This window comes from Parabacteroides gordonii MS-1 = DSM 23371 (genome assembly GCF_000969825.1).
GTDB classification, from domain to species: domain Bacteria; phylum Bacteroidota; class Bacteroidia; order Bacteroidales; family Tannerellaceae; genus Parabacteroides; species Parabacteroides gordonii.
The window spans coordinates 728,832-754,169 of sequence record NZ_KQ033920.1 but is presented as its reverse complement, the minus strand read 5'-3'; the positions used below and the strand labels follow the sequence as shown (position 1 = coordinate 754,169).

Sequence of the window (25,338 nt, the reverse complement as noted above, 5' to 3'; positions counted from 1 at the left end):
TTAAATACTGCGTCAAAGATAAAGATTATTTCCCAACAAACAAAAAATAAGGTATCTATTATTATCCAAAGTCTATAGTTACTTTTGTACCTTTATTTACCTCGGAATCGATGTCTACTTTAGCACCATATGTAGATAGAATGCGCAGGGATAAACTCAGTCCTATCCCATGTCCGGCAAACTCGCGGGTGTTGGTGGCACGGTAGAAAGGCTGGTAAACACGCTTCAGTTCCTCCGGTGGAATACCTATTCCCGTATCTTTGATTTCGAGGACGGAACCACGCAGACGCATTTCAACCGGTTCTTCTCCAGAGTATTTGCAGGCATTATTCAGGATATTTCCTATTGCCATCTTCAACAGATGCGGGTTTGCATTCAGGCAAAAAGCGAAAGTATCGGTAGTAAACCGGATGCGGTTACCGACAAATTGCATCAGGAAGTCGGCCAACATGATCGTTTCAGTCGCATTCTTTAGTATCTCCTTATCGCCGTGGGACAGGAAAAGAAGATGCTTCATCAGCTGGATGATGCGTCTGGTTTCGGATGCGATACGTTTTAATGCAGCCTGGTATTCGGCAGGTGTACGCTCCTTCAGCAGGCTGATCTCACATTCTCCCTGTATGGCCGTAAGCGGATTGTTCAACTCATGCGAAGCGTTGCTGATAAAAGCCTTTTCACTCTGGTAGGCAGCATCGATACGGTCTACCATGCGGGTGGCATATAGCTTGCCGACAAAATAGATCAGGACGGCACTTATAACGATCAAAGCCAGTAATAGCCAGCCGATACGCTGCTGGATATCACCGCCATACTGGTTATTGGATATCACCAGGACGATAAAGTTACCTTCATTATCCGGATAGTAAAGGGCAGCCCCCATCTTCTCCTTTTCGTGGAAAGTGATCACTTCGCCGGAATAAAGGCGGGCAATCTCTTTCTCCGTCATATAGATCGATAATGTAGTGCGCGTTTCGGCAATACTATCGGCATTCAGCAGTATCTCGGTCGCTACCGGCAACGTATCTTCATACCGTTTTTGTATGCGGGCATAACTTTCCTCGTCTACTTCATCCTTTTCCCAATGCTTCTCTGCGGTGGCATAAGCCTTTTCCGTCAGATAAGAGTAATACAGGCGGCTGATATAATTGGTGGCGATGAAATAGAAAGCAACCGTGACGATGGCAATGACACCGACCGTTATTGCCGTATAAAAGAATGCGATCTTGTTTCCTGTCTTCATGCTTCCATCATATAGCCGACACCGACAACGGTACGGATCAGTTTATGGTCGAAATCCTTGTCTATTTTACTTCGGAGATAATTTACGTAGACATCCACGACATTCGTATTCGTATCGAAGTCCTTATCCCAGACATGCTTCAACAAGGTCAGACGATTCAAGGCAGTTCCCTGGTTCAGGATGAAGTATTCCAGCAGGCGATATTCTTTTACGGTCAGGTCGATCGCCGTATTTCCACGTATTGCCCGGTGTCCGTTCGGATCGAGACTCAGATCGCCGCATTGCAGGGTACTTGTACCTGCATCCGTTCCCGACCGGCGTAAAAGAGCTTTTATGCGGGCTTCCAGTTCCTGGAAACTGAAGGGCTTGACCAGATAATCGTCGGCTCCGGCATCCAGGCCGTTAACGATATCGTCGGTCGTCCCCAGAGCCGTTAGCATGATGACCGGCGACTGATAGCCATACAATTGACGATACTGGCGGCACAGCTGCAAGCCGTTCATCTTGGGCATGATTATATCCAAGATCAGGAATTGGAAATTCTCATTCCGTAGTAACTCCCAGGCCGCCATGCCATCGTAGGCAACGCTGACCTCATGCCCGAACTCCTGTAAGCCCCGCTCTATGAATGAGGCGATATTCACTTCATCTTCTACCAATAATATCTTAGCCATCTGATCTTTTATTAACTATATCCTATTTCAAAAGTCCCTTCCGACTACAAATATACTATTTACAATCTACGTTGTAATAACTTTCCGTCTTTATCATACAGCATCCGGCTGTAAAAAGCTTCTACCATCAGCGGAAAGACGAAGAGGGTAAAGAAAGTAGCCCCTATCAGTCCTCCAATGATTACAATGGCAAGCGGACGCTGACTTTCGGAGCCTATACCGTGACTGAGCGCTGCCGGCATCAGGCCGATTGCTGCCATTGAAGCCGTCATCAATACGGAACGCACCCGGTCTTTCACACTTAGTTTGACGGCATCCGGCAAAGGCGTCCGTGCCTTCAGGTTCCCTTTGATGTCGGAGATCATGATAACCCCGTTCTGGATACAGATACCGAACAGGGCGATGAAACCGATTCCGGCCGAAATAGAGAAGTTGAAGCGGGTAATTAAAAGGGCGATGATCCCTCCTACCGCTGCATAAGGCACATTCAATAACACCAGCCCTGCATCGCGGGCATTGCCGAACAGCACGAACAGGATCACGAAAATAATGGCGATACTGACGGGAACGACCTGTGCCAGCCGTTTGGTGGCACGTTGTTGGTTCTCGAAGTCTCCCGTCCATTTCAACGTATAGCCGTCGGGGAGTTTTACCTGTTTGTTCACTTTCTGCTGGGCTTCGGCTACCGCCGTTCCCATATCGCGTCCACGGACAGAGAACTTCACGGCACAGAAACGGGCATGATTGTCACGGTAGATGATCAGCGGGCCGGTGATTGTATGGATATCAGCCAGTTCCTTGATGGGAACCATTGTGCCGTCGCGGGCAGGGACAAGTATCTTTCCGATCTCGTTCTCGCTCCGACGGAAAGAGGATTCATAGCGAACCATGATATTGAACTTCCGTTCATCTTCATAAAGCAGGGAAGCACTCTTACCGCCTATCGCCATCTCGATAATCGACTGCACATCTTCCTTGGCCACACCGTAACGGGCCAGGCGCGACTCATCGAGTTCGATACGCAACTCCGGTTGTCCGATATTACGGATCACCCCGAGGTCTTCGATGCCTTCAACAGTTTGCAGGACTTTGTAGACTTCCACCGCTTTCTTCTCCGATTCATACAGGTCTTTACCGAATACCTTCACGGCAATAGAACCCTTTACGCCGCTGGCCGCTTCCTCCACATTATCGGTAATAGGTTGGGAGAAGTTGAAGTCGACGCCCGGATAGATTGCCAGGTTGTCTTCCATCTTCTCTATTAATTGGGCTTTGGTGAGTTTACTTTCCCATTTCTTTTCGGGATAGATGTCTACATGAAATTCGATGTTGTAGAAGCCGGTAGCATCCGTACCGTCGTTAGGGCGTCCCGTTTGCGAAAGAACCTGGCGCACTTCCGGATAAGAAGCCAGTTCACGACGCATCTGGTTGGCCAGTTTGACGGACTCATCGAGCGAGATACTTTGCGGCAAGGTGGCACGGATATAGATCGAACCTTCGTTCAGTTGGGGAAGAAACTCTGTACCCAACAGCGTAAAGCTCCACAAGCCGACGGCAGCCACCAGGGAAGCAATGCCGATCGTCGCTTTCTTGTGGGCATGGCAACGGTCAAATATAGAAACGGATACCCGGTTTACCCACGACAGGAACGGGTTATGCTTTTCACGCACATTCTTTTTCAACAGCATCGACGAGAGCACAGGCACCAGCGTCAACGTAAATATCAAAGCCCCCAGCAAGGCAAATCCCAACGTATAAGCCAGCGGACTGAACATCTTCCCTTCTACTTTTTGGAAAGCGAAGATGGGAACTAAAGCCGTAATAATAATCAGTTTGGAGAAGAATACCGCTTTTGCCCGGTCTTTTGCCGTATGGCGGATCAATCCCATTTTGCTCATCACGTTGAATGCCGGCATACCGACCTCGCGCGCTTTTTTGTCGAGTGCCACAAAGAGACCTTCCACCATTACGACCGCCCCGTCGATAATAATACCGAAGTCGATCGCCCCCATCGAAAGCAGGTTGGCACTCATGCCCATGGCCCGCAGGCAGATAAAGGCAAAGAGCAGCGCCAACGGGATGATAATGGATACGATCACCGTTGTACGCCAGTCTGCCATAAAAATCAACACAATGAAAGTCACAAGTAAAATACCTTCGATAAGGTTATGCGTTACGGTACGTACGGCAAGATCTACCAGGTCTTCACGGTCATAGAAAGCGACGATCTTCACGTCTTCCGGCAGGGCGTTTTCCTGTATATCGGCTATCTTATCTTTTAATGCCGCGATCACCTCGCCGGGGTTCTCCCCTTTCCGCATGACTACGATTCCCTGCACAACATCGTCTTCATCCATCCGGCCTACCTGACCCAGACGCGGCAGACTCGACTCGTGTACGCTTGCCAGATGTTTCACCAGGATAGGCGTACCGTTAATGTTCTTCACGACAATGTTCTCGATCTCTTTCGTATCGTTGATCAGGCCGATACCACGAACAACGTAGGCCTGCGAACTCTTGGTGATCACGTCGCCCCCTACATTAATATTACTCTTGGCAATAGCGTCGTAAAGCTCCAGTGTTGTTACGTTATAATTAATCAGTTGGTTCGGATTGACACTCACTTCAAAGGTCTTTACTTCACCGCCAAAGCTCACGATATCCGCCACTCCGGGAACGGCACGCAGCTTCCTTTCGATCACCCAATCCTGGAATGTCTTCAACTCACGGACGGAACGCTTATCGCTTCGCAAGGTATAACGGAATATCTCACCCGTAGGGCCGTACTGAGGTTGAACTTCCGGTGTAACACCTTCCGGTAAGTCGGCGTCATTCAACAGGTTATATACTTGTTGGCGGGCGTAGAAATCGTCGGCATCATCATCAAACATCACATTGATCACCGAGAGCCCGAACAACGTGGTACTACGGATATCCGTCTTTTTCTGTACCGGGTTCATGGCTATCTCGATGGGGATGGTAATAAACTTCTCTATCTCTTCCGCACTGCGTCCCGGCCATTGGGTTATGATCGTAACCTTCGTATTGGTCACGTCGGGAAAAGCGTCGACAGGGGTATGGATAAAGCTGACGGCACCGGCGATAATGGCAATGACGGTGCAGAAGAAGATAAAGAATTTATTCTTCAGCGAGAAGGCTATTATGTTATCTATGAATTTGTGCATGGTTCGGTTACTTTAAAGCGTTATAAACCAGAAGTGCGTTCTTGTCGATGATACGGTCGCCCTCTTTCAGCCCGGATTGCAGGTAGCAGTTCTTCTCTGTCTGCTTGAACACGGTCACTTCGCAGGCATGCAGTTCATTATTTGCGTCGATACATACGACATAATGGCGGCCGTTCTCGAAGATGACGGCGCGGGAATTTACGCAGGGCATCACCTCCCCTTCCTGGTTGTTTTGTACATAGACATTAGTAAACATAGCAGGTTTAAGCATATAGTCGTCGTTCTTCAGTTTGACACGTACGCTCATGGTCTTACTTTCGTCGTTCAGGATGTTATATACTTTGTCTATCGTTCCGGTAAACTCCTTGTCCCTGTATGCCAGCGTGGTGATACGTACCGGAGCTCCTTCGCGTACCTTGCTGATATCGCTTTCGTACACATCGGCCATCACCCACACGTTATCCAGACCGGAGATCGTGAACAACTCCTCCGTTTGGTCAGAACGTATCTGCATGTTACGGCTTACATTCTTCTCTATCACAAAACCGGATACAGGCGCTTTTATCTCATACACTGAATTGCCAGAGATATGATAGATGGAATAAACCTCTTCGATCCGTTTTTGCTCGGCACGCGCATTGCTCACTTCCTGTTCCGCCTGAAGCACATCACGCTCGGACGACATGCCGCTACGGAACATATCCTTTACGGCTTCCAGATTACGGTTTGCCAGGATCGATTGCTGTTCAGCCTCTTTGCGTTGCTTTTCGTAATCGGCCACCTCGCTGCTGCGGATCACGGCGAGTATATCGCCCTTCTTCACATAGTCGCCTACTTCCACATTCACAGCAGATACATTTCCACCGAAGATAGGATACACATTTGCCACTTGTTCGGGGTTGAAGCTGACACGGCCGTTCAGGATCAGTTCGTTGTTGAGAGGGATCTCATGCACGGTTTCGACAGATACGACTTTCTGTAGGCTGTCGGTCAACATAAGGGGGGCCGTGCCGGCTTCTTCCCCGGTAGTCTTACTGCCACAGGCAACAAGAAGGGGTAGTAAAAGTGCTAATGCTATACAATTCTTATTCTTCATATTTATATCTTGTTATCCGTTAATAGTTGAATACATCGCTACCTGTTACAGTGTTGATATCTTCCATTGCGAGGAATACATCCTTCTGTGTCTGATAGAGTTGCAGGCAGGTTTCTTTATAAGCCTGATAATAATCGATGAATTCGAGCAGGCTGATATTACGTTTACTGTAATTGCTGTTCACTCCGTCGATGATCTTTTCAAAATCACGTTCCAGTTCGTAGTTGGATGTATTATAGAGCTTGACGGCCTTCTCCAGACGTGCATAGCTGGTGAAAAGTTCGTTCTCCGCCTGCTTACGCGCCAACTCTTCCCTGTTCGTGTTTTGCAGGACGGAAAGGCGGGCAGATTTGATATTTCCCTGGTTACGGTTGAATATCGGGACAGAGACACTCAAACCGATAGCGAAGTAGTTGTCGCAGAAATTACCAGCCCGGTCGTAAGCTCCTTTCAGGCTGACTTCAGGAAAGGCAAGCGACTTTTGCAAACTTACATTGGCACGGGAAACCTGTATATTGGTGCGTGCCATCTTTATATCAGGACGTTCGGCCAGACGGTTGTTCAGTTCGATAAAAGGAATAGAGGCAATATCCACCTGCTTCAATACCGCTTCGTCGAAAACAGGCTCGAACACTTCGGTTGCATTCAGTCCCAATAATAACTTCATATCGCCCTGCAGGGAAATGACCCGGTTGGAAGTCTCGTTCCTCTCCTGTTGCAGCGATAAAAGAAGCGCCTGTATTCTCGACTTCTCCAACAATGATATATTTCCTTTCTCATTCTGCTCTTTCATTACTTCGAGCAGCCGTTGCAGGTAGTCGATCTCTTTATCGTATACGGAAAGAGACTTCTCTGTGTAGTAGAGTTCGATGAACTTGGTGTTAAGTTCGCTTCGTAGGGTTCGAAGCACTTCTTCAAACTGATAGACAGCCATTTCCTTATTCAGCTTTTCTACACGGACACGTTTATTGCGCTGTCCGGCAATATAGATAAGCTGTTCGACCTCGACAACGGCTTCCCCCTCGCGTCCCATATCGAAATATTTTCCGTTCAGACGGTTGTAGACATTCTGTTCAAGTAAGATAACAGGGTTCTCGAAGAGGCGTGCCTGGATAACTTCGGCTTCGGCCATGTCGATGTTATAACGTTCGGCAATCAGTTCCAGGTTGCAGGTAGAAAAACGCTGTCCGGCTTCCTGTAAATTAAGTTTTACTAGTTGGTTTTCAGCACCGGAGGTAAAGACAAATACCTGTAAAAGAAGTGATAAGAGAATGACTCGTTTGTCCATTTGCTTCTGTTTTTTGGAAGCAAAGGTATAAGCAGGCCGTGTTTTGGCCTTATGTAATCGATTAGAATACTCTTAAATGAAATTAGATTTTGATTAGAAGCCCTTTAGCGTCTTATTTTCATGCGGTAAGGTGGCGTAGGCTGCAAATGGTCGGTATCGAGGTAAGCCGGACATTTAGGATAGATCAGATCCAGGTAACGAAGATCGATTGCACAAGGCACCTCTTCCAGACGGACACGGGCTATTCCTTTCTTCTTAAATCCCAGTAATTTAGCAGCACTGGAAGATACATCGATAATCCTTCCTTTACGGTGCGGGCCGCGATCGGTGACACAAACGATCACAGACTTCATATTATCCAGATTGGTGATACGCAGGAAAGTACCGAAAGGATACGTACGATGGGCGGCAACCAGTTCGTTTTTGTCATGAATGCGTCCACTGGATGATTTTCGGCCGTGGAAACGCTCATGGTAATAAGAGGCAAGCCCTTCCTCCTGCCCCCACGCTCCCCCTATGCTTTGCAAAGCAATAAACAGGAGAGCGATATGGATCAGACGAAAGGGCATGTGCAAATATAATAACTAATTTGTATTATTGAAGCAACTTCCCGTCATATTCGCCGGTCAGCGTATTCAGGAAGGCAACGATCTTAGCTGTTTCAGCATCCGAAATATGTTTTCCGATCTGGAATTCATGCATTACCTGGATAGCATCTTCAATCGTAGTGATCGAACCGTCGTGCATGTACGGAGGTGTCAGCATGACGTTACGCAAAGTCGGTGTTTTGAACTTATGACGGTCAGACTCGTTCTTCGTTACAGACCAACGTCCGTTATCACCATCCGTCAGGCCGGTACCGCGATAATCAAAGTAATTATCCTTGATACCCATATATTCGTACGACTGTCCGCCGAGATTCATACCTACGTGGCAAGTGGCACATTTGTTGTCTTTAAACAATTGGTAACCTTCCAGTTCTTCAGCTGTAAGAGCGTTCTTGTCACCTCTCAGGTAGTTATCGAAACGGCTCGGAGTAAGCAATGTCTTTTCAAATTCAGCGATTGCTTCGGTAACAGTCGATTCTGTGAAACCTTCCGGGAATACTTCAAGGAAACGTTTGCTCAGTTCCTTATCGTCAGCCAACTTGGTACAGATCTCATCGAATGAATGGCTACCCATTTCAACCGGATTCAATGGAGGGCCGGCTGCCTGTTCTTTCAGGTCGGCAGCACGTCCGTCCCAGAACTGCACGAAGTTAAGTGCGGCATTGTAGACAGTCGGTGCATTTACTCCACCGAATTGTCCGTCGATACCTTCTGAATATTGTTTGCGGTCTACTCCGCCAGTATTCAGACCGTGACAAGTAGCACAAGAGATTGTGTTATCGCCCGATAAACGGGTATCGTGATACAAGTCGAATCCTAAAGCCACCTTAGCCGGGTCGGTCGGGATGGAAGCCATCAGCGGTTGAACCGGTTCGTTGGCAAACTCTTCAGCTACAGTAGGCGATACATACTTGTTTTTACGGGCTTCTTTAGCCCAGGAGATAATAACCGCTTTTTCATCGTCATTCAGGTTTGTACCCCAATGCATGGTGTAATACTTGGCAGGAGGCATTGAGCCGCTGAGTGCCGTGTTCTCCACTTTAGCCAGATCCACTTCGGTAACAGGCTGTCCGTTGTCGAGGGCAGTCATCATAGCGGTAAGATCCAGATAATGCGTACCTTCTTTCATATCCGCCTGTACAACCGGGCCGATGATCGGAAGTTTACCGTAAAAAGGAATGTTTGCGGTGGCTGAGTGACATTCCAGACATCCGTTGTTGCGAATGATAGATGCTACCTGTTTTGCCTTATCACCTTCATGTTTCTTGTAGTCGTTAGACGAGCAAGAAGGCAATGTTAAAGCTAACGTAAGTAGCCCGACAGGAAATACTGCCATCTTCGTAAGACTAGTGTTGCGCATAATTATTGGTTGATTAAGTTATAATTAGCACAAATGTAGATATATTTTATTAAGATATGTTTACGAAAGCGATAAGTTTTATTTATCGGGAGATAGGCAGAGTCTATAAAGGTAAGCACAAATAGGTTTAGATATGAAAGATTCGAACTAATCCTCAATTCTATAAAACCAAACTTTATACTATCCTGTTTTTTATATAGCTTTGCAGAACTATGTATAACAATTAAAGCAAAAAGAAAATGTTTAAGAACAAAGCTTTGTGGATTACACTTGCCATTGTCGTGGTACTTCTATTTGGCGGTTACTCCTGGGTGAAAGGCACATACAACACAATGGTTACGCAGGATGAAGGAGTAAAAACTGCCTGGAGTCAGGTGGAGAACCAGTACCAGCGCCGTATGGATTTGATACCAAACCTGGTAAATACAGTAAAAGGATACGCTACACACGAAAAAGAAACACTGGAAGGGGTAGTGAGTGCCCGCGCTGAAGCGACCAAGACGACAATCGATCCTTCCAACCTGAATGAAGAATCGATGAAGAAGTTCCAGGCCGCACAGGGCGAACTGAGCAGTGCCCTCTCCCGCCTGATGCTCGTAATTGAACGTTATCCGGACTTGAAGGCCAACCAGAACTTCTCCGAATTGCAGGCGCAGTTGGAAGGTACCGAAAACCGTATCTCCGTAGAACGTAAACGTTTCAACGAAACAGCACAATCCTATAATACATATATCCGTAGCTTCCCGACCAACGTATTGGCCGGAATGTTCGGTTTCCAGCCTAAAGCCTATTTCAGTGCGGAAAGCGGTGCGGAGAAAGCTCCAAAGGTTGAATTTTAATCCGATAAGTTCAGATAACAAATGAAAAATCTGAATAAAATACCGGTAGGACGGCATATGTTGGCTCTCCTGCTTACGGGCTTGTTGCTGGTGTCTCTTTTCCCGTTACATCTTTCTGCTGCAACGGATTATACGGTCGAGACAATACCCAACGTACGCCTCTCCGACCGGTATAATCATGTGAGCAATCCGGACGGGATCATCCAGCCGCAGGATGTAGACCGTATCAACCGCCTTTTGCAGATTGTGGAAGACAGCTTGGGAATAGAAGTAGCCGTTGTCGCTGTGGAAAGTATCGGTGATAACGACGCCCGCATGTTTGCCACCGACCTGTTCCAACACTGGGGACTGGGAAAGAAAGGGAAAGATAACGGCCTGTTGATACAGCTTGTCACCGAACCTACCCAACGCTCCGTCGTTTTCGAGACAGGTTACGGCTTGGAAGGTGTACTTCCGGATGCCATCACCTACCGCCTGCAACAGAAATACATGATCCCCGACCTGAAAGCCGGCGATTATAGTACCGGTATGCTGAAAGGCGTTGCCGCCGTAAAGGAATACCTGATGGCCAGCGACTATGAGCGTGCCGCCATGACAGGCCAGAGCAACCGGCAGGCAGAAGGTGACGATATGTTTCTGTGGTTATTCCTGATAATGATCGTGGTATTTCCTGCCGGAATCTTTATCCTGGTCTCTTTCCTGAAATACCGCCCTCGTATTTGTCCCCGTTGCGGACAGAAAACGTTGGTATATGTAGGCCAGCAAGTCATACAGTGTGCTACCTACAATTCGGAAGGGCTGGCTGAAGACACTTACAGATGCAAGAATTGTGGTTATACCGAAAAGAAGAGCCGTAATATCAGTCGACTGAGACGCAGTACCGGCCCTGTCATTATTGGCGGCGGCGGACGAGGTGGCGGTTTCGGTGGCTTCGGGGGAGGCTTTGGTGGTGGCGGAGGTTCCTGGGGAGGAGGCCGCTCAGGTGGTGGCGGTTCCATCAGCCGCTTTTAACCGGTTGGTCACTAATAACTAACAGGCAAGTCTGGACTAACTAATTCAAAGGATAGGACTCATTATTGCCAGGGTGTACAGGATAATCGATTAGAGTGTACACCATACTAAGCCAGCCTGTACACCTTGTTGAATTACGGTGTACAGGCTGGCTTTTCTTTGTTACTACTTTTAAATTAGTTTCTATACATCTTTGAGATAAAAAGTAAAGGGAAACAAGCTAGTTGTTAACGGCTTGCTTCCCTTTACTATAATATGAGCTTATATTCTTCTCTACACAAATGTTTTTCAAAGTTATCTGCCATCTGCCACCTTTAGCCGTATATAACAGATAATAAACGAATTAAGGTATTGCAGATACTTACTTTTATCTGCAACGCAATCTGTCATCTGCCACAGCATGAAGGCGGAAATGAACCCGCCGAAAGAAGTGCCTTCATATCGTTATGCCATAATATTCAAAACCCAAGAAGCTCATATGAACCCATGAAGGCACTTTTGCAAAAAACTTTTATTCTTCCCGGATATAATATTCCGACAAGATATCCCGCACCTTTTCGGGGGTAATTCTTCCGTACACCTTTCCTCCGATCGTTACAACGGGCGCCAGTCCACAGGCACCCACACAACGCAGACAGTCGAGGGAGAATAATCCGTCGGGGGTTGTCTCCCCTATTTTTATTTCCAGCTGGCGTTGGAATTCATCCAATACTTTTTCAGCTCCCCGCACATAGCAGGCCGTTCCCAGGCAGACGGAAATAGGATATTTTCCTTTCGGAGTCATGGTAAAGAAGGAATAAAAGGTAACGACACCATACACCCGCGACACGGGAATATGCAGTTCGGCCGCTACCATTTCCTGCACTTCGCGGGGAAGATAACCGAATATTTCCTGTGCGGCGTGCAGGATATTGATCAGTTCGCCGGGATCATTGTCATGCTCTTTGCATACGGCATGAAGTTCCTTTACTTTAGGTTGGGGCAAATGTATCTTTTCCATGCTTATTTGTCTTTATCGGTTTCCAGAAACATATTGATCACTTCTTTACGGTCGAAGTAATGGGTATGCAGTAACTTATGTGCTTTCGGCCCGCAAGGTTCACCCAGATATTCTTTATATAACTGCTGGATATACGGGTTTTCATGGCTCTTACGAAGGGGCTTGCTCTCGTCTTCGCTGTAAAGGGCTGCAGCACGTTTACGTAAGACCTCTATACGGCCCTGATGGAAGGGCTGCCCTCCACCGCCGATACAGCCACCCGGACAAGCCATCACCTCGATGACATGGTAAGGTGATTTTCCACTTTTCACCTCCTCTACCAGTTTACGGGCATTACCCAGGCCGTGAGCGATACCGATCTTCACCGGAACGCCGTCAAAGTTGATCGTTCCGCTACGAATACCTTCCAGGCCGCGCAACTCCTTGAACTCGATCTTTTCGAGCGGCTTCTTCGTATATAGTTCGTAAGCCGTACGGCAGGCTGCTTCGATCACCCCACCCGTTGTTCCGAAGATCACCCCGGCACCGGTCGACTCACCGAGCGGATGGTCGAAGTCGCTATCGGGAAGTTCGTTGAAGTTGATATTTGCGTAACGGATCAGGCGAGCCAGTTCGCGTGTATAAATGGAAATGTCTACATCCGGATTACCATCCTCGGCAAACTCCGGACGACAGGCTTCATACTTCTTAGCCAGACAAGGCATGATGGATACTACGATAATATCCTTACGATCGACGCCCAGCTTCTCCGCAAAGTAGCTTTTGGCAATGGCACCGAACATTTGTTGCGGGCTCTTGGCCGTTGAAAGGTTATCCCGCAATTCCGGGAAATGCTGCTCGACGAAACTGACCCAACCGGGGCAACAGCTCGTCATCATCGGTATTTTCACTTCCTCGTCGCCCGACAGGTATTTACTGAGTCGTTGCAACAGCTCCGTACCCTCTTCCATTATAGTCAGGTCGGCGGCAAAGTCCGTATCGAACACATAATCGAAACCTAACTGGCGAAGGGCAGATACCATCTTTCCGGTAACCAGTGTTCCCGGTTCGCAACCGAAATCGCGTCCGAGAGCCGTACGGACTGCCGGGGCGGTTTGGGCGATCACGATCTTGGTCGGGTCGGCCAATGCATCCAGTACGGGTTGTTGGGTATTGCGTCCGCTCAAAGCATTTACCGGACAAACCGAAACGCATTGTCCGCAATAAGAACAGGTACTACCCGCAATATCACGCTCGAAAGCGGTTGAAACGGCAGCATTGAAGCCACGGTTGACGGCGGTCAGTGCACCGACGGTCTGTATACTGTTGCACATGGTTTCGCACCGGCGGCACATGATACATTTATTCATGTTGCGTACGATGGACGGCGAACGGTCTATCTCAAAGGTAGACTGTTCGCCCTGGTATCTTATTTCCCGTATGCCCAGGTCGTGGGCGATTGTCTGAAGTTCACAGTAACCGTTGCTGCTACAGGTAAGGCAACCGGCCGGATGGTTCGACAAAATCAGTTCCATCACGGTCTTACGGGCATTCATCACCCGCGGCGTGTGGGTTCTAACGACCATTCCTTCGGTACATTCCGTCTTGCAGGACGGAGCCAGGTTGCGGCGGCCTTCTATTTCAACCACGCAGATACGGCAGGCACCGGGATTGTTTTCATAATGCAGATCTTCGAGTTTCATGTGGCAAAGAGTCGGTATACGAATACCCATGCTCCTTGCTGCGTCGAGAACGGTCATACCTTTTGGTACTTCCACTTCCCTGTTATCTATTGTTAGCTTTATATTTTCCATATGATTATCTGTCAACTGTCCATTATCGACTATCAACTTATTTAATGTACGTAAATAGCATCGAACTTACATTTCTCTATACATGACCCGCAACGGATACATACTTCCGAATCGATCGTGTGAGGTACTTTCCGGCTACCGGTGATGGCATGAACCGGACAGATACGGGCGCACATGGTGCATCCTTTACATTTCTCCGGATTGATGAAGTATTGGGTAAGTTCGCGGCACTGGTGCGACGGGCAACGTTGTTCGTCGACATGAGCCAGGTATTCCTCATAGAAGTTATCCAGCGTGGAAAGAACGGGATTAGGCGAGGTCTGCCCCAGCCCGCAGAGAGCGGTGTCTTTGATTACCATTGCCAGGTTACGCAGTTTGTCGAGATCGTCTACATTGGCTCTTCCGGTAGTTATCTTTTGAAGCATTTCGTGCAGACGCTTGTTTCCGATACGGCACGGAGCACATTTGCCGCATGACTCTTCTACCGTGAAATCGAGATAGAACTTGGCCATAGCGACCATACAGTCGTCTTCGTCCATAACGATCATACCCCCCGATCCCATCATCGAACCGGCTGCTATCAGGTTATCATAGTCGATAGGCAGGTCGAGGTGTTTCTCCGTTAGACAGCCGCCCGAAGGCCCTCCGGTCTGTACGGCTTTGAATTTCTTCCCGTCTTTTATACCTCCGCCGATGCCGAATATAACTTCACGAAGGGTTGTTCCCATCGGAACTTCTATCAGGCCGACATTGTTGACCTTTCCGGCCAAGGCAAATACTTTCGTCCCTTTGCTTTTTTCCGTACCTATACTGCTGAACCATTTGGCTCCTTTCAACAGGATAACGGGGATATTGGCATAGGTCTCCACATTATTCACGTTAGTCGGACAACCTTTATATCCGCATTCACTGGGGAACGGCGGCTTGACGGTTGCTTCTCCGCGAAGTCCTTCCATACTGTGTATCAGGGCTGTTTCTTCACCGCAGACGAAAGCTCCGGCTCCGTAACGTATCTGAATATCAAAAGAAAAGTCCGTGCCGAAGATATTTTCACCCAGAAGTCCGTATTCCTTGGCCTGCTGGATGGCTATCTTCAATCGTTCTACGGCAAGCGGATATTCGGCACGGATATAGACAAGCCCTTTGCTTGCTCCGGTGCAGTATCCGTTGATAGCCATCGCTTCAACAATAGAATGCGGATCACCTTCCAGGATAGAACGATCCATGAATGCACCGGGGTCGCCTTCATCGGCATTACAGACTACATATTTCTGCGGAGCCTGCACCTTGCGGGTAATCTGCCATTTGAGTCCGGTCGGGAAACCGCCGCCCCCTCTGCCCCGAAGGCCGCTATCCATGATTTCTTTGATCACTTCATCAGGAGTCATTTCCGTAAGGGCTTTCCCCAAGGCGATATAACCGTCACGGGCGATGTATTCGTCGATGTTTTCCGGATTGATGAAACCGCAGTTGCGTAAGGCTATGCGTAACTGTTTCTTATAGAAGTTGATATGCTTGGAGTCGAGTATCTGCTCGTTCGTTTCCGGATTTACATAGAGTAAACGTTCTACTTTGCGTCCTTTTACCAGATGCTCGTTTACTATATCGTCCGCATCTTCCGGTTTTACTTCTACATAAAATGTATTATCCGGGATCAGCTTTACTACAGGGCCTTTCTCGCAGAAGCCGAAACAACCGGTTCGGATCACTTGTACGCTCTCCTGTAACCCGTTTTGTTTGACCGCTTCCTTTAAGTTTTCCAGTATAAGTTCGCTTTGTGATGCACGACAGCCTGTCCCGCCGCACACCAGAATATAGTTGCTAAATTGTGCCATTATGTAAGAATTTGGATTGGTTTGTTATTCGGGGCCGACCGAGTTATAATTGACGGGGATGATACCGTCCACCAAAATACCTTGTTTGATATAACAGGAAATGATCTCATCCACTTTCGGTTTATTGACGCTACCGAATACGATCGGTTCTTTTCCGGGAACGGTAATCTCGACAGTGGGCTCCGCATAGCAATATCCCATGCAGCCGGTTTGGGTAACCAGTGCATCCACACGTTCACGGTCGAGAGCTTCGATAAAGTAGCTCATCACTTCTTTAGCCCCTGCCGCTATACCACAGGTGGCCATTGCGACCTTGATCTGAACCATTTGTTCGGGGTTATTACTTTTCTCGCGCAAATCGAGGGAGGTGCGTAAGGATTCGCGCATCTTCCGAAGGTCATCTAACGTTTTTACTTTGCTCATCACGTATGCATTTAAGGTATTAGACCCTGTCAGGGTGTAACGCAAACATACGTATTTCTCTTTAATTTACAGTAGTGTTTCGGGCTAAAAAATGAAAAAGATTTATTTGTCTTCAACGGCTCGCGACTGAAGTACTTTGGAGTTGGGCGGTACGCTATGGGTTAACCAGATGTTACCGCCTATCACTGAACCTTCTCCGATTGTGATCCGTCCGAGTATCGATGCATTGGAATAGACGGTAACGTAATCTTCGAGGATCGGATGCCGGGGTATATCCATAGGCAGTCCTTCTTCATCGAGGGTGAAGTTCTTGGCTCCCAAGGTAACTCCCTGATATAAACGTACATGATTTCCAATGATAGCTGTCTGGCCGACCACGATACCGGTGCCGTGGTCTATACTGAAGTACTCGCCGATCTGTGCCCCCGGATGAATATCGATCCCCGTATCCGAATGTGCCATTTCTGTAATGATGCGTGGCAGCACGGGTACTCCGAGTTTCAATAATTCGTGAGCTACCCGCTGATACAGGATTGCACGTACGGCCGGATAAGAAAATATTATTTCACTGACGCTTTTAGCGGCAGGGTCACCGTCCAGGATTGCTTTAACGTCCGTTGAAAGCAGATATTTAATGTGAGGTATCTGATTGATAAAGCTGATCGCTATTTCTGAAGCACGGTCTTTAGAGTCACAGCAGCGGTCTACTTCAAAGCATAATCCGTTGTATATCTGTTCCTGCAACAGGTCATATATCTGCTCCAGATATACTCCTGTATAATATTGTATGGAATCGACCTGTGCCTCCTGCTCAGAACCGAAGAATCCCGGAAAGATCACTTTCCGCAACAGTCGCATGATCTCCCGAAGCGAATGAACGGAAGGTGACGGCTTCTGATGCAACGGTATATATTTATACTCCGGCAAACAGGAAGCCGACAAACGTTCTACGTTTTTTTGTATCTGGTTTAGGATGTCAGTTCTGTTCATATTAATTATCCCATGAAGGGTCGTAGGTCATTAATGTTGTATTGAAATAATCCATACCTAAAATATAAATCATGTCATTCAATACATATATTTTAAAGTTTTTAATCTTTTCTGGAAGACAGGTAGAACGCTGATACCATTTGTCTTCAGTCAAATTATACTGCCAGATTATACCACTATCATCAATAACATAAATATTATCATAATAAACAACTCCAGTTGATACTTTATTCATTAGTCCAGGAGGTGTTTCCAAGGAAGTCCAATCTTTGAAGTCACCAGAAGAAGTAAAGAATCCACATTCTGAAGGCTTATTACCTAAACCAACATAAGCGTTTCCATCCTTCATTAATGCAATACCTCCACTGAATGCAACGTCGAATCTACTTGATCCACTCCACGTTTTGGCATTCATATCATAATAGAAAATCGTATCAGTAAGTGCTGAATTTAGATTAACTCCCCCGATAAGATAAATTTTATCATTTGAAACAAAACTAACAGCATCATATCGGATATTTTCGCCTACTAACTCTCCACCATCGATCTCATTCCATGTGTTATCACTATATGAATATGAATAACAAGTCCTTAAGATACCATTTTGTCCAAAGCCTGATTGTCTGCCACCAAGTGCATAAACTGTATTTTCATTTGTACATACAGATATATTAGTCGCTTCTTTATCATAAGAGCGATACTGCATCCAAACATTATTATCAGCATTGTATCCAATCAATTCTTTTGTACGTGTAGAACCAAAATCTCCACCCAAAATAAAAGCATCATTACCAAGCGAAAATGCCGCAAATTCTTTACGAAGTCCCCAATCAACAGGGAATGATTTTATATCTGTAGTTGAAAAAATAGGTGGTGTAGTAAATGAAACTACACTACTTGATCCCGTACCAAATTTATTTTTAGCATAAGCAATTACATAATACTTCTGATTTCCTTTTAATAGTTTAGGTAATGATACTTTAAATCTATTATCTGCATCTAATTCTAATTCTTCTCTGCTTAAGGTTATTTTTTCATCCTTATCAGGATTTGGAGTTGCAGATAATGAGTAACAGATAACAATTTCTGAAACACTACCTCTACCATCATCCTTCAAAACAGCACTCACTGTAACACTCCCATCTTTCATTACATAGTTTGATGCTTCATCCATAAAAATAGTAGGTGCATCACTTTTTGCAGAAATTTCCATGCTATCTGGAGTATAAACAGTACCAAAGGCATTTACAGCATAACTATGTACATAATATCGTGTCTGTGCTTTCAGATTAGGTATTACACCAACAAAGAATCCATCTTTGTCTACAGTACATTTTATGGTTGAATCTTCTTTAATATTAGGTCTTCCCACAGCTTTAACATCACTCCAGCAAAAACCGATAGAATCCAATTCTCCATCCCCTTTTTTCACTAATTTAGCTCTAACCGTTACCTGCGAATAATCTGCTTCTATTACTGACAGGAAACCAAGTTCCGGGTGTCCGTCCGGTGTTCTAAAGCTTTGTTTATCTGTATTGAATTGTCCAAAACTATTTTCTACAATCGCTTCAATAACATAATCGGTTTCGGATTCCAATTCTGTCAATGTATGGATAAATGTAGAATCTGTAGGCATTTCATCCATATCAATCTTGATAATTGAATCCAATTCGGAGTTCTTATATAAATTGAAACCAATCATTTTGATTTCACCTTCTCCTTTATCCTTAATTAATCCTCCCACTACAGCAGTAGTAGCTGTGACTTCTGTGACTTCTGAGGTAACGACACTACCAATACCTGGCTTCGTATTAATATCTAAGGTATCTCCATAAGTTATGCCTTTCTTATTCCTTGCATACGGACTGATGTAATAAATAGTATCGTTCTGCAACTTTTCTATTTTTTTACTAAATTCACCTTTCCCATTTTCTAAATTAGTCTCATTTACAGTCTCTACTTTAGTCGTATTTTTCAGCCAATAGATGAAACCACGTTCTGTTACCGGATCGCCATTTTCTTTTTTTACCGTAGCTCTTGCAACAATCGTCGTAGCAGTGATATCAACGTTAGCTCTTGTAAATTTCTCTAATTCCGGAGCAAAAGCATTTTGAAGACTCGGATCCATATCCGGCTCTTCCAGACATCCGAATAAACAGGCTGCAAACAATGTGAATAATAGTAAGTATAGTTGTTTCATATGATTATCAATTAAAAGAATACACCAAGACCGGCATTAAGATCAATATATTTAAAATTCAGAGTATTACAACCTGCACTAATAAATACAGGCCCGAACTTTACCATAAAATCCAGATCGGCAACAACTCCTTCATAAGAGTTATCGGTATTCTTAGCCCAAAGAACACTTGTATTTCTGGAATCGGAATAATCGGTAGTCGTATACTCATATAAAAGTTCCCTTTTTCCATATCCTAGTCCTACAGAAGTGTATAACCAAGGAGTACATTTAATAACTAACCCAGCTGAAGCGGCAATGTTATTAGACTTCTTTTTATTGGTAAAACTATATGAGGCATTCTCCGGTAAAGGAAGCAATTCATGATCTCCCCGACACTCACTCGTATAATTATCAAAAGACAGATTTGTCCTGAAGCGGGCATACCATCCAAACCGTTCGCCTACACCTCCTACCGTCAGACCATAAGGAGCTTCAATAGAGAAAGCATACCCTACAAAGAACTTCATGGGTTCTCTCGGTTTTCTTTCTTGTATGGGTACGTAGGTTATCGGTTCTACCGGTTTACGAAGTTCTTCCAAACGATCTTGCCAGTAAGTCGCTAACTCCTCGCTGATCGGAGTCCCTATGCCCTCATTATAGTAGATGATTAATTGAGCAACAGCCGTCGAGTCGTTATCTGTAGCTTTAACAGTCAGACAATTCAAGCACTTAGTCATTAAACTGCGCATAGAGCCACGCATTTTTTTATTCGCTTTCCATATAGCTGTCAACTGATCGATACTGTATGAGTCGCAAAGGCTGACCCCTTCTTCGTACCACATCCTCGCATCACTATAATCCTGGCGTTTCATTGCTTCATCGCCTTTTCTGTTGTATTCAGTACGTTGTTGTGCCAACAAACATCCTGGAAGCACAATAACTATTAAGATAAGTATCCAAAGTCTTTTCATAAACACATTTAATAATACGGTACACCTTGATTAATCAACACTCCTTCTGTATTATATATGTCAAACAACCCGTCAGCACGTTCAAATGCACGTCCATTATCCGCTTTTCCCACATTCTTGTATTTACAAGGAATCTGTTCAATGGCATCTGCATCAACAGCCCCGTAATTTCCGTTCGATTTCTTTCGTACAATAATATATTTACCGAAAGACATCTTTTCTTCATATTGGGCTTTCCGTTCTGCCAGATCATTTTCGTTTTCTTTGAGCTTACAATCTCCAATAAGATCAAATAACTCTTTTGTCATTTTAATCTCTGAAGCTTTGGTAAAATCAGCCTTTGCACCGGAAAAATCAGCCGCAGCCATTTTATCTTTCCCAGAATTGATCAACGATAAATATTCTGCATTAATTTCTTCCTTTGAGCGCTCCGGTCTTACCGTTACCGGTTGTTCCACATCTTTTACTACAGGTTTAACTTCCGGCTTTACTGATGCAGGCTGTTGCTGAACAGTTTCTGGTTTATCCACCGGTTTAGTTGATGTATCCTGTTGGTCTTTATTTGTTTTACCTTCATTTTCATTCTCCGTTTTTGTTTTTTCTTCTACCACTTCCGGTGTATCACTTTCTTCAATAATATCATGCATAACCGGATCCTGTACAGGCTCTGTATTTCCTCCCGAAGCTGTATTTATTACTTCTGCTACCGGAGGAGCCGTTTTATATCGCTGAACCAAAAGTGCCACAGCCGAACCGATACTTGCAAATATAATAATAAGTAAAGATATTAACGTTACTTTTCTTTTTTTCTTTTTAGGTACCGAAGGTAAATCAACGTTGTTTAATACTGTTTCATCATCTTCAGTTCCCTTCGACTGAGGCAGGCGAGTAGTAAACAAGATTGTTGTTTCATCTTCTTCGAAATATTCGGGAGACGATATATTATTTTTTACCACCTCTTCTTCGACCTGCGGAAAATCCAATTCAGCAAGCATTTCCGATACCGACTGAAAACGATCTGCCGGAATAATCTGCATTGCTTTGATAATCGCGGCCTCTGTTTTTGCAGAAATAGCCGGATTCAGTTCCCGGGGGGATGGCAACGGACGCGTTGCCCGCAGAATAGATTCTGTAGGTATCTTCCCGGTCAGCAGATTATACATAGTTGCCCCCAACGAATAAACATCCGGACAGGGTGAGAAACTTTGGGTACCTTCATTATCGTATTGTTCGATGGAAGCAAAACCTTTCGATAAGGTCAGCATCGTGGTACTGGTTTCCTGCTGTTCGATATCATACCGCTTGCTCACACCGAAATCGATCAGTCGTGCTTTCCCATTCTGATCGATCAATATATTACTGGGCTTGATATCCAGGTGAAGAATATTCTTCTCGTGAACAAACTGGAGTGCCTCTCCTATCTGATGAACATATCTCAGGACTTTCGCTTCAGGCAAAACTCCTTCCTTATCCATCATATATTTAAGACTGTTTCCCGAAATGTACTCCATCGCAATATAGGCAGTATCGTTTTCCTCGAATACTTCCAATACATTGACAATATGGGGATGATGAACTTCCGATAATATTTTGGCCTCTTTGATCAGCTTTTCTTTAAACTTGTCAAAAAGAACCCTCCCCGTTTCAGAATGAACCCTGACAGCATAAGACTCAGGATCTCTGTAACAGTAATCTTTAAAAAAATATTCTTTTACGCATATAGGAACCTCAGTTTTGATAGTTCCCAACGGCCCTTTAACCTCGGTAAACCAAACACCTTTGTAAGTTATACCAAAGCCGCCCTGACCAACTATATGGGTAAGTCGATATTTTCCATTTTGAAGAAGATGTCCGTTTGGCAAATTCATAACTTCGCGTGCAATTCTCTTTTTAATCTGCCAAAATTACGTTATTTATATAAAAGAATAAAGGAAAGAGAGAATATTTTGTTTTATTCCGATAGATTCACCAACATTTTGAACCGGCAAAATATAAAAAGAGAAGTTGTCTCTGGTCTTTCCACAACAAGATGCCATGATAGTATCTTTAATGTCTTCCGGATTGCTATGAGAAGAAAAGATATGTGCTAGATCCTCATTCTTAAGCCGTTCCAATACACCGTCGGTGCACATAAAGAAGAAATCGCCTGCTTGTATATCATTTAGCAAAGTGACATCAGCTTCCGTAGGATGTTCCGTGCCTTGTATGGCGCGAATAATAACATTTCTCTGTGGATGAGTAAGGGCTTCTTCTTTGCTAATTTTTCCTAACTTGACAAGTGAGTTCACTAATGAATGGTCTTCGGTCTGGTAGATGATCTCTCCGCGGCGGAACTGATAGATCCGGCTATCTCCTATATGGGCAAGTGTTATCCCTGAAACTCCGACAGAAACCATTGTCAGTGTAGTTGCCATTCCTTTGGCTTCCGGATGTGAATTTACATAATCGTCAAAACGTGCTTCCGTGTACCTTACAGCTTTATTAATAAACTCTCCGGAAGGTTCTTCCTCCAGAAAAGTAGAGAAAAAACTTTGAAAAGATTCGCAAGCTAAAGAGCTGGCAATCTCTCCTTTTTCCGATCCGCCTACACCATCGCAGACCAGAAATAGTTTTTGATTGGAATTTACCATTTCTGGTAACGGATAGATAGAATCCTCGTTGTTTTGTCTGCCGCCTTTTTCACAGACGGCCCAAGGCTTACCAATCGTTATATTCATAGCACGAACAGATTTTATTCATTAAAGCGAAGAACAGTATGGCCGATAATGATCTCGTCATTGTTTTTTAGCACTACTACTTCTCCATTCTCCAGGTAATTGCTATTATATAACGTATGGTTTTTACTATTATTGTCAGAAAGATAATGTTTATAGCCTCCTTTCGGATCTTTTTTAACTTCTATTCGTATATGTTCCCGGCTCATTGATTTGTCGGCCGTTACAATTCCTATTGTTGCACTCGAAGCATTCGATTTACGGCCAATGACTGCAATACCTTCATAAAGGGGGAAAATCTGTTCGGGAGTGGCTGAATCACTGACAACTGTAAGCTGTCCGGTACTGTTCAATACCGGATTGACCAGAATGGTATCCTGATCGGAATCCAACCCGTTGTTTCCCAGTTGAAGCAAAGAGACAGGAATCGGTTGCTTACACTTCGGACATTTGAAGGAGGTAAGATCGAGGGGTAATTTCCCCTCGTCTACCTTTAATCCTACGTGACAATGTGGACATCTGATTGAGATCATAGCATAAATGATAAATCAGCTTCGTCGATATCAGTAGAGAAAGTGTCTTGCATATCTGCGTCAGACAACATTATAGTATCATCAGATAATGTAATAAAATCTGAAACATCCATACTATCATTGTCGATAACCACGACATCAGATAAATCATTTTCCCCATCCACATCTACAACTACCGCATCACTAAATACGGAGTCGTCACCGTCTAGTGTAACGAATGTGTATTCCTCCTCTTGCATACTGGTTTGATTTAAATAATCTTTCTGGAAACAAAAGTAGGAAAAGTAATGGATTAATAAATGGTTAATTCTCTCTTATAATCAAATGGTTGGGTTTTCTGTACAAACCAAGTGCTTTTGAGATACGAAACTTATTCGTTCACCCACTTGGCTTTACAGGAAGAAACGGGACATTGCTTTCTGTTTCTAAGCGATTCCCAGGGTATTTCACCCAGAAAAGTACCGCATTTGGGACACACATAATCTATTTTGAACTGATTTGCAATATCTTGCAACTGCTGGGGAGTTTTGGATGCCTGCTTTGCTCCCAGAAAAATACCGACTGTTGGAGCACAAATAGTTATGAATAAGCTTAATCCGAATAGCTCCGGACTTCCTTTGCCTAAGAAACCGATCACGACGCCTATTATACCAGGCAAAGCAAAAGGCAATGACTGGAACAGCCTTGTTTTGAATTGATTAGCAGATTGTATCTTAACCTTTGCTTGAACATAATTGTTATATATATCCTTCAAGGCTGCAAACTCTTCACTGTAATCATTATTGTATTTGGAGACTTCCGATAGATTCAATACATACCCGGTTCCAAGTACAATCTTATCTGTTGGTGTCACACGCTTCTTGACGATCTGTGAATCATTAACGAAAGTACCGTTAGTAGAGCCGAGATCTTCCAATAGCCAACAGCCGTGATCCTCACGAATCAGACAAGCATGATGTCTGCTTACATGAGGATCATTAACTATAAAATCATTATCTTCAGCTTTACCAATTTTAATTTTCATCATTAATTTCTTTTGGTTCTTCCGGTTTTCCCATTTCCTTTTCCAGTGATTCTTTTAGCACTTTTAAAGGATCTTTGGATATTATAAGTTCACGGGGTTTACCCTCTTCTGTCAACAATAACAGTTTTTGCTTGGGTAAATTGATCTGCAAAATATGATTCTTATTGATGATATGACTTTTTCCAACTCGCATTAATATCTTATTACAACCGGCTACTTGCTTTTCAAGTATCTCTTCTATTTTACCGATATTTATCGCAAACGTAAACTGGATCCCGTTGGATAATAGTAATTTAGTATAATTTCTGTCAGCTTCAAAGTAGAGTATCTGCCCTATCTTTATTCGTAACAACTCATCCCTCGTCTTAATTATTAAATACCGCTCCATACGTTGATATTATTTTTTTTATTTCATCAAGTAACAAATATACGGTATTTTATCTTTAATCCGGCAACAATTTATAAAGAAATATAAATGAAAAGAGGAAGATTCTCTGTGAACATTCCTCTTTTATACCTGATTTTTAAGCTGTTTGATAAAAATTGACCATCGGTTAAAATTCAATAGCTCT

General features: G+C 44.6%; 22 protein-coding genes. 2 read left to right on the top strand and 20 right to left on the bottom strand.

The features are described from left to right. Nucleotides 1–61: 61 nt before the first annotated feature. The 7 genes from HMPREF1536_RS20135 to HMPREF1536_RS20105 all read right to left on the bottom strand — a co-directional run bounded on the left by HMPREF1536_RS20135 (nt 62) and on the right by HMPREF1536_RS20105 (nt 9,451). Nucleotides 62–1,240, bottom strand: coding sequence for a sensor histidine kinase (locus tag HMPREF1536_RS20135; protein WP_028729350.1), 1,179 nt, complete (start codon nt 1,238–1,240; stop codon nt 62–64). Then, nucleotides 1,237–1,914: a response regulator transcription factor gene (locus HMPREF1536_RS20130; protein WP_028729351.1), complete on the bottom strand. Its 678-nt coding sequence runs from the start codon at nt 1,912–1,914 to the stop codon at nt 1,237–1,239. Before HMPREF1536_RS20130 ends, HMPREF1536_RS20135 begins: the two co-directional genes overlap by 4 nt. A 59-nt stretch (nt 1,915–1,973) precedes the next feature. Beyond that, nucleotides 1,974–5,099, bottom strand: a complete 3,126-nt coding sequence (locus HMPREF1536_RS20125) for an efflux RND transporter permease subunit (RefSeq protein ID WP_028729352.1) — start codon at nt 5,097–5,099, stop codon at nt 1,974–1,976. Nucleotides 5,100–5,106: 7 nt separating this feature from the next. Continuing rightward, the gene (locus tag HMPREF1536_RS20120) at nt 5,107–6,195 is read right to left on the bottom strand and encodes an efflux RND transporter periplasmic adaptor subunit (protein ID WP_028729353.1); all 1,089 of its coding nucleotides are present in this window, start codon (nt 6,193–6,195) and stop codon (nt 5,107–5,109) included. 19 nt (nt 6,196–6,214) lie between these two features. Next, entirely contained in the window at nt 6,215–7,483 is a 1,269-nt protein-coding gene (locus HMPREF1536_RS20115) for a TolC family protein (protein ID WP_028729354.1), read from the bottom strand. Between the two features lie 104 nt (nt 7,484–7,587). After that, complete coding sequence (locus HMPREF1536_RS20110) at nt 7,588–8,052, bottom strand: septal ring lytic transglycosylase RlpA family protein (RefSeq protein ID WP_028729355.1); 465 nt, start codon at nt 8,050–8,052, stop codon at nt 7,588–7,590. 25 nt (nt 8,053–8,077) lie between these two features. After that, complete coding sequence (locus HMPREF1536_RS20105; RefSeq protein ID WP_028729356.1) at nt 8,078–9,451, bottom strand: cytochrome c peroxidase; 1,374 nt, start codon at nt 9,449–9,451, stop codon at nt 8,078–8,080. Between the two features lie 239 nt (nt 9,452–9,690). Between HMPREF1536_RS20105 and HMPREF1536_RS20100 the strand changes: the two genes are divergently transcribed. Continuing rightward, nucleotides 9,691–10,290, top strand: coding sequence for a LemA family protein (locus HMPREF1536_RS20100; protein WP_028729357.1), 600 nt, complete (start codon nt 9,691–9,693; stop codon nt 10,288–10,290). A gap of 21 nt (nt 10,291–10,311) precedes the next feature. Next, nucleotides 10,312–11,301 (top strand): TPM domain-containing protein, encoded by a 990-nt coding sequence (locus HMPREF1536_RS20095; protein ID WP_028729358.1) that lies wholly within the window; start codon nt 10,312–10,314, stop codon nt 11,299–11,301. Between the two features lie 511 nt (nt 11,302–11,812). On the opposite strand, the gene HMPREF1536_RS20090 is transcribed toward HMPREF1536_RS20095, so the two are convergent. The 13 genes from HMPREF1536_RS20090 to HMPREF1536_RS20030 all read right to left on the bottom strand — a co-directional run bounded on the left by HMPREF1536_RS20090 (nt 11,813) and on the right by HMPREF1536_RS20030 (nt 25,154). Further along, a complete protein-coding gene (locus tag HMPREF1536_RS20090; RefSeq protein ID WP_028729359.1) occupies nt 11,813–12,301 on the bottom strand; it encodes an NADH-quinone oxidoreductase subunit NuoE family protein in 489 nt (162 codons plus the stop codon). Between the two features lie 2 nt (nt 12,302–12,303). Next, nucleotides 12,304–14,094, bottom strand: a complete 1,791-nt coding sequence (locus HMPREF1536_RS20085; RefSeq protein WP_028729360.1) for an NADH-dependent [FeFe] hydrogenase, group A6 — start codon at nt 14,092–14,094, stop codon at nt 12,304–12,306. 41 nt (nt 14,095–14,135) lie between these two features. Continuing rightward, nucleotides 14,136–15,929 carry an NADH-ubiquinone oxidoreductase-F iron-sulfur binding region domain-containing protein gene (locus tag HMPREF1536_RS20080; RefSeq protein ID WP_028729361.1) on the bottom strand — a complete coding sequence of 598 codons (1,794 nt, stop codon included), beginning with the start codon at nt 15,927–15,929 and terminating at the stop codon, nt 14,136–14,138. Between the two features lie 24 nt (nt 15,930–15,953). Then, nucleotides 15,954–16,352 (bottom strand): (2Fe-2S) ferredoxin domain-containing protein, encoded by a 399-nt coding sequence (locus tag HMPREF1536_RS20075; protein WP_028729362.1) that lies wholly within the window; start codon nt 16,350–16,352, stop codon nt 15,954–15,956. Between the two features lie 102 nt (nt 16,353–16,454). Further along, nucleotides 16,455–17,342: a serine O-acetyltransferase gene (locus HMPREF1536_RS20070; RefSeq protein ID WP_028729363.1), complete on the bottom strand. Its 888-nt coding sequence runs from the start codon at nt 17,340–17,342 to the stop codon at nt 16,455–16,457. A gap of 1 nt (nt 17,343) precedes the next feature. After that, entirely contained in the window at nt 17,344–19,542 is a 2,199-nt protein-coding gene (locus HMPREF1536_RS20065) for a Kelch repeat-containing protein (RefSeq protein WP_028729364.1), read from the bottom strand. A gap of 11 nt (nt 19,543–19,553) precedes the next feature. Then, on the bottom strand, nt 19,554–20,495 hold the full coding sequence (locus HMPREF1536_RS20060) for a hypothetical protein (RefSeq protein ID WP_028729365.1): 942 nt from the start codon (nt 20,493–20,495) through the stop codon (nt 19,554–19,556). Nucleotides 20,496–20,503: 8 nt separating this feature from the next. Next, nucleotides 20,504–22,363, bottom strand: coding sequence for a serine/threonine protein kinase (locus tag HMPREF1536_RS20055; protein ID WP_028729366.1), 1,860 nt, complete (start codon nt 22,361–22,363; stop codon nt 20,504–20,506). A gap of 45 nt (nt 22,364–22,408) precedes the next feature. Further along, entirely contained in the window at nt 22,409–23,212 is an 804-nt protein-coding gene (locus HMPREF1536_RS20050; protein WP_028729367.1) for a PP2C family protein-serine/threonine phosphatase, read from the bottom strand. Nucleotides 23,213–23,226: 14 nt separating this feature from the next. Continuing rightward, nucleotides 23,227–23,742 carry an FHA domain-containing protein gene (locus HMPREF1536_RS20045; RefSeq protein ID WP_028729368.1) on the bottom strand — a complete coding sequence of 172 codons (516 nt, stop codon included), beginning with the start codon at nt 23,740–23,742 and terminating at the stop codon, nt 23,227–23,229. Beyond that, a complete protein-coding gene (locus tag HMPREF1536_RS20040) occupies nt 23,739–23,981 on the bottom strand; it encodes a hypothetical protein (protein WP_028729369.1) in 243 nt (80 codons plus the stop codon). The genes HMPREF1536_RS20045 and HMPREF1536_RS20040 overlap by 4 nt, the downstream gene beginning before the upstream one ends. A gap of 131 nt (nt 23,982–24,112) precedes the next feature. Continuing rightward, nucleotides 24,113–24,766, bottom strand: coding sequence for an FHA domain-containing protein (locus HMPREF1536_RS20035; protein WP_028729370.1), 654 nt, complete (start codon nt 24,764–24,766; stop codon nt 24,113–24,115). Continuing rightward, on the bottom strand, nt 24,756–25,154 hold the full coding sequence (locus tag HMPREF1536_RS20030; protein ID WP_028729371.1) for a LytTR family DNA-binding domain-containing protein: 399 nt from the start codon (nt 25,152–25,154) through the stop codon (nt 24,756–24,758). Before HMPREF1536_RS20030 ends, HMPREF1536_RS20035 begins: the two co-directional genes overlap by 11 nt. Between the last annotated feature and the right edge of the window lie 184 nt (nt 25,155–25,338).